The organism is Xenorhabdus sp. KJ12.1 (assembly GCF_963876495.1).
GTDB lineage: Bacteria > Pseudomonadota > Gammaproteobacteria > Enterobacterales > Enterobacteriaceae > Xenorhabdus > Xenorhabdus stockiae.
Map to the genome: position 1 here is coordinate 1 of NZ_CAWNQH010000097.1, position 10,539 is coordinate 10,539.

Annotated in this window: 12 protein-coding genes, 1 other RNA gene and 1 pseudogene; 6 read left to right on the forward strand and 8 right to left on the reverse strand. The window is 43.6% G+C overall.

Annotated elements, in window-relative coordinates:
* Both AACS92_RS17590 and AACS92_RS17595 read left to right on the forward strand, forming a co-directional pair.
* Window positions 1–225: pseudogene (locus tag AACS92_RS17590) on the forward strand (hypothetical protein); the annotation flags it as partial.
* Between the two features lie 41 nt (window positions 226–266).
* On the forward strand, window positions 267–617 hold the full coding sequence (locus AACS92_RS17595; protein ID WP_369800405.1) for a hypothetical protein: 351 nt from the start codon (window positions 267–269) through the stop codon (window positions 615–617).
* A gap of 471 nt (window positions 618–1,088) precedes the next feature.
* Here AACS92_RS17595 and AACS92_RS17600 read toward each other — a convergent pair whose 3' ends face one another.
* The 4 genes from AACS92_RS17600 to smpB form a co-directional block, all read right to left on the reverse strand.
* On the reverse strand, window positions 1,089–1,574 hold the full coding sequence (locus tag AACS92_RS17600) for an IS630 family transposase (protein WP_339373558.1): 486 nt from the start codon (window positions 1,572–1,574) through the stop codon (window positions 1,089–1,091).
* Between the two features lie 22 nt (window positions 1,575–1,596).
* Window positions 1,597–1,920: an IS630 transposase-related protein gene (locus AACS92_RS17605; protein ID WP_099111868.1), complete on the reverse strand. Its 324-nt coding sequence runs from the start codon at window positions 1,918–1,920 to the stop codon at window positions 1,597–1,599.
* 500 nt (window positions 1,921–2,420) lie between these two features.
* Window positions 2,421–2,784: a transfer-messenger RNA gene (gene ssrA / locus AACS92_RS17610) on the reverse strand.
* A gap of 50 nt (window positions 2,785–2,834) precedes the next feature.
* On the reverse strand, window positions 2,835–3,317 hold the full coding sequence (smpB, locus tag AACS92_RS17615; RefSeq protein WP_099111869.1) for an SsrA-binding protein SmpB: 483 nt from the start codon (window positions 3,315–3,317) through the stop codon (window positions 2,835–2,837).
* A 157-nt stretch (window positions 3,318–3,474) separates the two neighbouring features.
* Between smpB and AACS92_RS17620 the strand changes: the two genes are divergently transcribed.
* Both AACS92_RS17620 and AACS92_RS17625 read left to right on the forward strand, forming a co-directional pair.
* Window positions 3,475–3,909: a type II toxin-antitoxin system RatA family toxin gene (locus AACS92_RS17620; RefSeq protein ID WP_099111870.1), complete on the forward strand. Its 435-nt coding sequence runs from the start codon at window positions 3,475–3,477 to the stop codon at window positions 3,907–3,909.
* Window positions 3,902–4,195 carry an RnfH family protein gene (locus tag AACS92_RS17625; protein WP_099111871.1) on the forward strand — a complete coding sequence of 98 codons (294 nt, stop codon included), beginning with the start codon at window positions 3,902–3,904 and terminating at the stop codon, window positions 4,193–4,195. The genes AACS92_RS17620 and AACS92_RS17625 overlap by 8 nt, the downstream gene beginning before the upstream one ends.
* Window positions 4,196–4,258: 63 nt before the next feature.
* On the opposite strand, the gene bamE is transcribed toward AACS92_RS17625, so the two are convergent.
* The 3 genes from bamE to nadK form a co-directional block, all read right to left on the reverse strand.
* Window positions 4,259–4,603, reverse strand: coding sequence for an outer membrane protein assembly factor BamE (gene bamE / locus AACS92_RS17630; RefSeq protein ID WP_099111872.1), 345 nt, complete (start codon window positions 4,601–4,603; stop codon window positions 4,259–4,261).
* Window positions 4,604–4,746: 143 nt separating this feature from the next.
* Window positions 4,747–6,420: a DNA repair protein RecN gene (recN, locus tag AACS92_RS17635; protein ID WP_099111873.1), complete on the reverse strand. Its 1,674-nt coding sequence runs from the start codon at window positions 6,418–6,420 to the stop codon at window positions 4,747–4,749.
* Between the two features lie 137 nt (window positions 6,421–6,557).
* Complete coding sequence (gene nadK, locus AACS92_RS17640; protein WP_141554516.1) at window positions 6,558–7,436, reverse strand: NAD(+) kinase; 879 nt, start codon at window positions 7,434–7,436, stop codon at window positions 6,558–6,560.
* 124 nt (window positions 7,437–7,560) lie between these two features.
* On the opposite strand from nadK, the gene grpE reads away from it, so the two are divergent.
* The gene (gene grpE, locus AACS92_RS17645) at window positions 7,561–8,142 is read left to right on the forward strand and encodes a nucleotide exchange factor GrpE (RefSeq protein WP_099111875.1); all 582 of its coding nucleotides are present in this window, start codon (window positions 7,561–7,563) and stop codon (window positions 8,140–8,142) included.
* A gap of 58 nt (window positions 8,143–8,200) precedes the next feature.
* On the opposite strand, the gene ung is transcribed toward grpE, so the two are convergent.
* Entirely contained in the window at window positions 8,201–8,881 is a 681-nt protein-coding gene (ung, locus tag AACS92_RS17650) for a uracil-DNA glycosylase (RefSeq protein WP_099111876.1), read from the reverse strand.
* A gap of 350 nt (window positions 8,882–9,231) precedes the next feature.
* On the opposite strand from ung, the gene AACS92_RS17655 reads away from it, so the two are divergent.
* A complete protein-coding gene (locus AACS92_RS17655; RefSeq protein ID WP_099111877.1) occupies window positions 9,232–10,416 on the forward strand; it encodes an alpha/beta hydrolase in 1,185 nt (394 codons plus the stop codon).
* Window positions 10,417–10,539: the final 123 nt, after the last annotated feature.

Here is a 10,539-nt window from a genome sequence, read left to right on the forward strand (position 1 = left end):
TGGCAGTTTTGCGGATACAGGAGAAAAAAAACACCGCAGGGACTGATAGCCCTGAGCATATCGGAACTGCGTAACCTGCTGTCAAAACTGATGAAAAAGACCAGAGAAACCGTCGAACAGATTTTATTTTGGTCAAACTGGCGACGACGACATCAGTACCGCGCACAACAATGTCATTATCGGCGCCGGGATACCCCTCTTATTCCACAGCCATTACGGCTGTAGTACTAGGCACATCCACCCTGCTGGCGGGGGCTGTTCAGCAGGTGGCGGAAGGGGATTACAGTCTGGCCACATCCAGTCACTACCTCGCCAGTGTGGGGAAAAATGCCACTATCGACGTGGGCCAAACACTGATAGAGAAAATCGGCCTGCTGAAACAGAGCATTGCGGGCGTTAAACAAGAAATCGTCGCACCTGTCGTCTGGGTGGGCAGCCCGCAAATTAACGTGATGACGTTGATGTTAGACACACTGGATGTGGTGAAAGAACTGGCGGAACTGACCGCTGCCCATACCCATCACAACACCGGCACACCTCAGAACGCCAGCGCCATCCGAGGCACCGCCCATAAATCCGATGGGCTGAAACAGAAGTATTCGCCTGTGATTGGGTAACAGCGGCTTATCTGTCTGGTGCTTTTTACAAATGTAAAGGATTGCTATTGGATGTGATAACACGTAGAGTTACGATGTTGGCTTTGAGATATCGCGCTATGGCTGAGGTGGCTCATGACCGAGGCGGCTTACTCCGCCACTGCACGAACAATAAAACGTCTCGCCAAAATAGAAACGGCGAAATCAACCTCACCAATTGATTTTTCTGTTTCAGTCAAGTAACCCTGCTTCGGCGGGGTTTATTTTTATCCCCTCAATAAAACGCCGCCAAACGCACACAGCACCATTCACCCCTTAATTTACTCCTCACTACGGTTCATTTGGATCTGCGTTATTGTGTCGCGCTCACGCTGCACAATTTCCACGAAATAAACGTCAACCTGACGTAAAACGCACTACACCGCACCCGCCTGCACGTTTTGGATCAAAAAATTATTTCAGTTTTCAAATCCTATAGCTAAATCATAATAATTAGACATATTTCACGTGTTCCATAAACAGCTCGTCAATTGAACACCTTTCTCGCCTTCTTATCGCTTTGACTTCAGCCCATTTCGGTTCGATGGGATTCAAATCCGGGCTGTAAGGGGGTAGCCATTCCAACAGGCAACCGTGGTCTGCTATCGTTTTTATCGTGTCATGCCGTTTATGGAATGAGGCATTATCCATGACAATCACGGCGCCGCTTGGGAGCTTGGGCAGCAAATCTTGTGTCGTCCAGGCGTGAAAGACATCCGCATTAATGCTTCCCGAAAATAAGCTTAAGGTCACGAAGGTCTTTTTGAGGATCGCACCAATGACATTGATGCGGCCTTTGGCCTGCCAGTCGTGTGTCCCGAAGCAGCGCCGCCCTTTCGCCGAATAGCCGTGTGTGCGGGGCATAGACTGGGCAAAACCGCTTTCATCCAGATAAACAATCGGTTTCCCCGCTTGCTCATAGTGGCCGATACGTTCGATAAAAGCCTGACGAGCCTGAGCGTCAGCGTTGGGGTGCCTTAGTGTTTTTTTTGACCGTTATTTTCAGCCGTTTCAAGGCGTAGTGGATAGCAGATTGCGCAACACCCAGGCGTTTTGCTCTTTCCCATTGATAATCATCGGGATAATTTTGGACATCGGTGAGAAGCGCCTCATCACTGATTTTCGTGGGCGGCTTATTCCGTGTCACACAAGGTTCTATTTTGTGACACCACCGAAATAAGGTGCGCATAGAAATATCAAAATGGTTACTCGTTTGTTCGAATGTCAACGAATACTTTTCTTTGTATGCCAATACTCGCTTTCGAAAATCCAGACTGTAGCCCATCTCATTTTATCCTTTGTCATGTGAATCCAGGTATTATGTCATATTAATATGATTTTGCTATACAAAGGGAATCGCCAGAGTGCACCATAACTGGCAGTGTGGGAAAAATCCCAAACTGAAAGGAGTGAAAAGATTTTCAGGGAATTTCAGTTTTTGGATCAAAAGCGGATCGCGGAGAAAATATCAAGGCAATGATATTAAAAGGAAAATTATATTTTACGTGGGGTAAGTGGATCACGGAGGAAGGCGCGCCATGTTCAATAGTTCAGGATTGATGCGGCTTTGTGGCAGAAGGGAAACTGAAATTCATTGTTTTGGTGAGTTATCTTCTTCTGCGTGTACGACTCTGATTGCCTGAGCCGTTTCGATAACTTTGATTGCTTCTTCGGCTGAGCTGACACAGTCTATTTTAAATAGGCTAGCTAAAAATTTCTATCGCCATTTTGCCGCCACTGGACAAACAAAAAGGGCTACACTTTCGTGTAACCCCTTGTTTTATTTGGTGGAGCTGGCGGGAGTTGAACCCGCGTCCGAAATTCCTACGTCCTCGGTACTACATGCTTAGTCTAATCTTTACATTCGCTTGCCAGCTGCGGACAGACACGCCACTAACAAACTAGCCTGATTAGGTTTAACGCTTCAACCCCAGGCAAGGCATCCACGCGATCTCTTTTAGGTTTGACCTCTCTTGATCCCCGTCCTAAGAGCGGAGGCTAGGGAGAGAGGGCTCTGCGCAGGTTATTAAGCTGCCAGTGCGTAGTTTTCGTCGTTTGCGACTATTGTTTTGCGGCTTTTTACGAGGCCAACCGCCCCTCGGCATGCACCTTGGGTTTCGCGAATCCCGTCGAATCCAGAATCAGCCCCAAGTATGTTAAACGCAAGTATATCAGAATATTGAGCAATAATGCTAGTGGTTAACGCCCAGCATTCTTCATAATTCGCGCTTTGTCTAATTTCCACTCACGTTCTTTAATATCTGAACGTTTATCGTGCGCTTTTTTACCTTTGGCAACGCCGATTTTGATTTTACACCAAGCATTTTTCCAATAAAGGGAAAGGGCGACGATAGTATAACCTTCACGATTGATCCGACCGTATAGGGAATCAAGTTCGCGTTTGTTAAGTAATAGTTTACGTGACCGTGTAGGATCACAGACCACATGGGAAGAGGCGACATTTAATGGCGTAATTGTGGCACCAAAAAGATAAGCATCACCATTTTTAAGCAAAACGTAACTTTCACTGATGTTTGCCTTGCCAGCGCGTAGTGATTTGACTTCCCAACCTTGTAGCGATAAGCCAGCTTCGAATTCTTCTTCAATAAAGAATTCGTGGCGAGCTCGCTTATTCATGGCAATTGTTGCCGAACCGGGTTTGTGTGCTTTTTTCTTTGTCATAATGCGTTGTATTATACTGTAAGCGCTAATGAAAGAAATCTCTTCTGCATGATATTTAGCGATAACCGCACATTTATTGCGCTAAAGATCATCAGGTTTTTATTTAACCACATTAAAGTGATATTATTCGGCGCTGTTATGTTTTACAGGAAATGATATGCCACAGATTAATCGCTCTGCGTTAGTTCCATACAGCGTGGAACAAATGTATAAATTGGTCAATGATGTGAAATCTTACCCGGATTTTTTGCCGGGGTGTGTCGGCAGCCGCGTTATAAGCAGTAATGGTAATGAAATGACGGCTTCTGTTGATGTCTCCAAGGCAGGGATCAGTAAGACGTTTATAACGCGGAATACGTTATCTGACAACCAAAGCATCAGTATGCAGTTGGTTGATGGTCCCTTCCGCAAACTCATGGGTGGATGGCACTTCATTCCACTTAGCGAAGATGCCTGTAAGGTTGAATTACATCTCGATTTTGAATTCACTAATAAGTTGATTGAGCTCGCTTTTGGTAAAGTATTTAAGGAACTGGCCGGTAATATGGTTCATGCTTTTACCCAACGTGCGCGAGAGGTTTATAGTGTCTGAAATCAATATTGAAGTCATTTATGCTTTACCAGAACGGCAATATCTGCGTAATGTTAAATTGCCTCAGGGAGCCACTGTCGAACAGGCAATTATGGCATCGGGGCTTTTAGAGTTACGTAGCGACATTGATTTGGCTAAGAATAAAATTGGCATTTATAGCCGTCCGGCTAAATTGGCAGATACTTTGGAAGAGGGGGATCGAGTTGAAATTTACCGTCCTCTTATTGCTGATCCGAAAGAAATGCGTCGTAAACGCGCAGAACGCGCAAAAAATAGTACTCAGTAGATATCTGATTGATATTTACTCGCCAGAAATTAATTCACTGGCGAGTAAATAAAATCTCGAACCTTACCCATTTTTCGGCAAAGATTTCTCATTTTTGATATCGGTTAAAACGCCATTACTATCAAATGTGAGTGTTAATGTTTCTTGTTTTACTTTCTCGTGCCCGGGCTGCTGACGGAATATGTAATACCATGTCTGGCTACCAAACGGATCTGTCAGCATAGGTGTTCCCAAAGTGTAAGTAACCTGCTGTTGAGTCATCCCTTTATGGATTTTTGATACTGCATCCGGTGTCAGGTAATTCCCCTGATTAATATCAGGACGATAAATAACTCGCTCAAACATAGAGCAACCCGCAGTCAGCATAACTAGAGATATAGTTGCGGCAGTCAACAATTTACAGCGCATAGTAATCACATTCCTTTAGGAGTTAGGCTGTCGATGATAATAAACATTATAGAGTTTGAAAACCTCTATGCTATTTGCCTATAGCTTTAATTTTGAAATCGGTAAAATATATGACTTCAATTATACAAAAAAGTTGTAGTAAGTTATGCGGCTAAAAGTTCCTTCGCGTTAGCCAGCGTATTTTTTGTCACTTCACTGCCTGCGAGAAGCCGGGCAAGCTCCTGCAACCGAGCTTTTCTATCTAACAGCTGCATTTGGGTTTCTGTTTCTTCTCCATCAGTTTGTTTACTGACGTAAAAATGCTGATGACCACATCCTGCAACCTGCGGTAAATGCGTAACACACATAACCTGAGTTGATTCGCCCAATTCCCGGAGAAGCCGCCCTACGATCATTGCTGTCGGGCCACTGATACCAACATCAACTTCGTCAAAGATTAGTGCAGGCGTTTCCATTTTTTTAGCTGTAATCACTTGAATCGCAAGAGCAATGCGGGAAAGTTCACCACCTGAAGCCACTTTTGCCAGTGATTGGTGAGGTTGTCCGGGGTTAGTTGTGACATTAAATTCTACCTTACTGGCGCCATCAAGATTTAAATGCTCAGGCTCGAAAATAACATCAATGGTGAATCGGCCGTGAGGCATAGAAAGTTGATGCATGCTGTTGGTGATAAGCTGACTTAATTCGATAGCGTATTGCTGGCGAATTTGGTGGAGCTTTTCAGCAACGCTGAGCGCTTGTTGATAGTGTACGCTGACGAGTTCACTGAGGTGAGCACAATCATCTTCCTGCTGTGAAAGCTGGTGCTGTTCTTCCAACAGTTGTTGATGTAAGGCTGGTAGCTCTTCGGGAGAAACATAATGTTTACGGGCGATACTGATTTGCTGTGAGATTTTTTGTTCCAGCTCAAACAGGCGATTAGGGTCTAATTCCAGTTGATCGCTGTAATGACGTAGCTCATCACTCACTTCACTGATTTGAATAGAGGCTTCTTCCAGCATATTCAGTAAACCGCTGAGTTTATGATCCATGCTGGCGAGTTCAGTAAGTTCATTTCGTGCGTAATTTAGCAGACTAACGATATTTTGTTCATCATTGTCACTTAAAATCTGAAGGATATCCTGACTGCCAGACAAAAACTGACCGCAGTTTGCCAGACGTTTATATTCGCTATCCTGTTCCTGATATTCGCCAGATTGGGGTGCCAGCTCATTCAGTTCTTTCAGGTGGTATTCCAGTAGCTGTTGCCGTGAACGGCGCTCAAGAGCCTGCTGCTGGAATTGGGCAAGAGCCTGACAGCTTTGCCTCCATTGCTGATATGCCTGCTTCATTTCATTTTTTAGTGTGAATTCACCGGCGTAAGTATCCAGCAAATGTCTTTGATGGCGGTTTTCTAAAAGCAGCTGATGGGCATGTTGACCATGGATCTGAATCAGATGTGAACCTAATTCACGTAGCTGAGAAAGAGGGACGGCGGTACCATTGATAAAACCACGGGAGCGCCCGTCTGCGGTAATAGTACGCCGTAGCAGGCACTCATTATCATCATCAAAACTGCCATCAAGCTGGTGTGTTTCTAGCCATTTACGGGCAGAAGGTGTATCTGCCAGCGAAAACCGGGCACAGATGTCAGTACGGGGAGCACCAGCTCGAACCATATTCGCTTCTCCACGATTACCGAGACATAAACCCAGCGCATCAATTGAGATTGATTTACCTGCTCCGGTTTCTCCGGTGATGGTCGTCATTCCTGAGCGAAAATCGATTTCAAGTTCGCGAACAATGGCAAAATTACTGATGGTCAATTGAGCTAACATCGTGCTCCTCCTACCTTTTCTATACTTAAAACAATGTTTCTGTATATAAGTCCATGTTCCTGTGCATAAAAACATGTCTGTTCTTTTGCACAGTATAAACTGGTTTTTTATACAGTAAAGTAGGGAAGCATCTTTTTTTAGAACATTTTTTTTGACCAGCCTAACTTGGTACTCAGTGTATTGAAATAATTATAATCTTTCGGATGGATTAAGTGCAGGTTATATTCACTACGCTTAATGATAACTTCTTCACCATCCTGAATCGGTAGTACAATCTGGCTGTCACAACTGACTTCGTAATCATTGCTGTTTTGGGAAAATTTTAGACGAATGCTACTTTCGCTGCTGACCACAAGAGGACGGGCAGAGAGTGTATGTGGAAACATCGGTACTAATACGATAGCATCCAGATTCGGTGTCAGTATTGGCCCGCCGGCTGACAGAGAATAGGCGGTAGAGCCTGTTGGGGTCGCTATAATGAGGCCATCTGAACGTTGCGAAAAGGCAAAACGTTCATCAATATAAACCTCAAAATCGATCATATGGGCGACTTTGCCCGGATGCAGGACAACTTCATTCAGTGCTGTACTGTGCCGCGGTTTCTGGCCTTTTTTTGTGACCTGCGCTTCCAGTAGAAATCGTTTTTCGTCCCGATATTCTCCATTGAGAACCTCAGAAAGTTGTTGTAGGGCGTTATCCGGATCTAAATCCGTCAGAAAGCCTAAATTACCGCGGTTAATGCCAATAACTTTAATATCATAACGGGACAGGACTCTGGCAGCTCCCAGCATGTTACCGTCACCGCCAACTACGATCACTAAATCGGCGATTTTGCCGATTTCAGTTAATCCTCCGGTTTGAGCGTCTTTTAAATTAATATCTTTTGCAACTTGTCTGTCCACAATGACGCAATAACCTTTAGATACCAGCCAATAATAAAGCATTTCATGAGTAGCCAGTGCTTCAGGGTGACGTGGACGCCCGACAATACCGATGCATTTGAATTCATTATTCATTGCTGTTATTTCCTGCAGCATATGGTTTTGCCCTCACAATATGATGTGTTCCCTTGAATCCCTCGTTTTGATCCCCATAATAAGCGAGAGTTGCGAATATAATACAAAATACGCGGAGATATTCATGAGTAGTAAAGACCAAAAAGTACCTGACGAGCAAGTCTCAGAAAATACAGAAAATGTATTTGAGCAACAAATGGATGCAGAAAAGGCAGACGCGCCAGAGACTGAAAGCATTGTTGACCCGCGTGTTGCCGAGTTGGAAGAAGAGCTGAAACAGGCTCAGTCTCGTGAACGTGATGCGATTCTGCGTGCTCGTGCTGAAGTAGACAACATTCGTCGTCGTGCTGAGCAGGATGTAGAAAAAGCACATAAATTTGCACTGGAAAGATTTTCTAATGAGCTTCTGCCAGTAATTGATAATCTGGAACGTGCTCTGGAAGCGGCAGATCGGGCCAATGAGACTTTGGTTCCAATGATTGAAGGTATTGAATTAACTCTGAAATCATTTATTGATGCAGTGGGTAAATTTGGTATTGAAGTTGTTGGTGATATCAATGTTCCTTTCAATCCGGAAGTACATCAGGCGATGACTATGATGGAGTCTGATCAGCATGAGCCAAATCATGTAATGTTGGTTATGCAGAAAGGTTATACTCTGAATGGGCGTCTGCTGCGTCCTGCAATGGTTGCTGTTTCTAAATAAGAAATACAGTTTCCATTATTTAATGCCGCCGTTTTAGGCGGCATTTTTGCAGGAATAACTATTCAGGAAGTACCGGGTTCCAGTCAATTGATGCCAATCCTTGGGATTCAAGTAGTTGGTTAGCCTGTGAGAAGTGCTTGCACCCCAGAAAACCGCGATGAGCTGATAAAGGAGAAGGATGTGGCGCTTTCAGGACATGATGGCGCTGTGTATCAATAATTCGGCCTTTTTTCTGGGCATGTGCACCCCAGAGCAGGAAAATAACACCACTCCGATGTTCATTGATCGCTGCAATGACCTTATCTGTGAAAGTCTCCCAACCCAGATTTGCATGAGAGTGAGCATTACCCCGTTCAACCGTTAACACTGTATTCAGCAATAAAACCCCTTGTTTTGCCCAGCTAAGCAGGCAGCCGTGATTGGGGCGCTGAAATCCTGCAATATCAGATTCCAGTTCTTTGTACATATTAACGAGTGAAGGTGGTGCGGGTATTCCCGGCTGTACTGAAAAAGCCAGGCCATGAGCCTGATTCGGGCCGTGATAAGGGTCTTGTCCCAGGATCACGACTTTCACATCAGCTAATTCGGTATAGCGGAATGCGTTGAAAACATCCTGTTGTGGCGGATAAATGGTTTTACCTGCTTTACGTTCGTTAGCGACATACGTCAATGTATCAGTAAAGTAAGGCTGTGCTTTTTCATTGCCGATGACATCATGCCATGTAAGGGGAGCGGACATAGCGAGTTCCGTTTTAAATAAAAGATTACCAGATAGGGTTAAGCTTACCGATTCCCTTAGCATAGGGAAAGCTTTCATCTAAGAAGTTCTTATACCTCCCCCCTCTTTTAAGTAATTCTCCTCGTTGGCTGCATTTACTCACTTTAGTCACATCTAACTACTATAGTTGTTTATGCTTCAGAAGGTGCTTCCTTACTACTTGGATGCAAATTGAAATTCATTGATTATATAAAATGAATACATTCGATTGTTAAATAAAAATTAAAATTGATATAAAAATGTTAATCATTCTGCCGATAGATGATCTAGGTCAGTCTGTTATGTCTAACTTAAATCGGTAGGAGTATTTTATGACTTTGGTGACAAATATCAGTTTATTGAGTAAGTTAGGTGCTATCCCTTTACAGGGAAATCAGGCAACTCTTCAGTCAATTTCCTCTGGCAGTACACTTCTGGATAAAAATAAACAACTTTCTCCCGCGATAACTTCCCGTTCAGAAAATACTAAACAAGCTGATTCGCTCTATCAATCATTGATAACGTCTTCTCAAAACAGAGTTATGGATACACCTGAATTAAAAGCTAATGATATTGCAGGAAAACATTCAAAATCTATTGATTATGCACTGGCTCAAGTCACCCGTGATGTTTATCGTCGAAATAGTTTTGGCATTGGTGACTATGTACGCGTATCAGATGAAGAGCTAATTAAAGCGGGTATTGACCCTGATACCTTGGATGATAGCTCTACAGGGTTTCAGGCTGGGATTTACCGAAATAAGGGGTTATATATTGTGTCATTTACCGGCTCAAACGAAATAAAGGATTTTATGGCGAGTATTCGTCAGGGGCTTGGATACAATGAAGCGCAATATAATCAGGCGGTAGATTTGGCTAAATCAGCATTAAAAGCATTTGGTGAGAATGTTATTTTTACCGGGCACTCTATGGGGGGAGGGCTGGCATCAATGGCTGCTCTGACAACAGGAAAGCCTGCGGTTACTTTTAATTCTGCCGGTGTTTCAGACTGGACATTGAAACGGATGGGATGGTCACCGGGAGCTGGTCGTGAAATAGCTGAACAGGGATTAATCCGGAATTATATTGTTGAACATGATTGGTTGGATAATCTGCAAAAAGCATTACCAATTCCTCAGCCGATGGGAAGTCAGATTCTTCTTGAATATGAATACAAGCCGGAAAATTTCATCGATTCGATTGTGCGCTATAGCTATGCGTTACATTCATTCAAGGCTCATTTTTTAGAGGCGGTGCAGGAATTAATGGTTATTCATAAGCCCTGGCAAGGAAAAGAAGATAATAAAGAAAATGGGAAAGAAAGTGTGATGATGGCTGCCGCGAGTAACGATATCCACGATAATATCATCGCTTCAAATAAAGCGTCATCACTGCAAACATGGGCGGTAGATATGAGTGACAATGAACTTGGTGTTGTATTCAGCCAATCCTATCAGCACACTAATTTACAGCCGCAATTAAGTAAGGAAAAATTGGAAAAATATTATTCAGCTTAATTGATTGTCTTCTAATTAACCTGAGCTTCGCTTAAGAAGGGAACTAAAGTGCCTGAGGCACGATCAAAGTTTTTGCTAAAGAAAACAAAATCGTGGAGATCCTCAGGCATGTATAATTTAGAA

What these genes read in the sequence shown, in the direction of transcription:
- AACS92_RS17605 (WP_099111868.1), bottom strand. Translation starts at nt 1,920, where the DNA reads ATGGGCTACAGTCTGGATTTTCGAAAGCGAGTATTGGCATACAAAGAA.
- smpB (WP_099111869.1), bottom strand. Translation starts at nt 3,317, where the DNA reads ATGACAAAGAAAAAAGCACACAAACCCGGTTCGGCAACAATTGCCATG.
- AACS92_RS17620 (WP_099111870.1), top strand. Translation starts at nt 3,475, where the DNA reads ATGCCACAGATTAATCGCTCTGCGTTAGTTCCATACAGCGTGGAACAA.
- bamE (WP_099111872.1), bottom strand. Translation starts at nt 4,603, where the DNA reads ATGCGCTGTAAATTGTTGACTGCCGCAACTATATCTCTAGTTATGCTG.
- recN (WP_099111873.1), bottom strand. Translation starts at nt 6,420, where the DNA reads ATGTTAGCTCAATTGACCATCAGTAATTTTGCCATTGTTCGCGAACTT.
- nadK (WP_141554516.1), bottom strand. Translation starts at nt 7,436, where the DNA reads ATGAATAATGAATTCAAATGCATCGGTATTGTCGGGCGTCCACGTCAC.
- grpE (WP_099111875.1), top strand. Translation starts at nt 7,561, where the DNA reads ATGAGTAGTAAAGACCAAAAAGTACCTGACGAGCAAGTCTCAGAAAAT.
- ung (WP_099111876.1), bottom strand. Translation starts at nt 8,881, where the DNA reads ATGTCCGCTCCCCTTACATGGCATGATGTCATCGGCAATGAAAAAGCA.
- AACS92_RS17655 (WP_099111877.1), top strand. Translation starts at nt 9,232, where the DNA reads ATGACTTTGGTGACAAATATCAGTTTATTGAGTAAGTTAGGTGCTATC.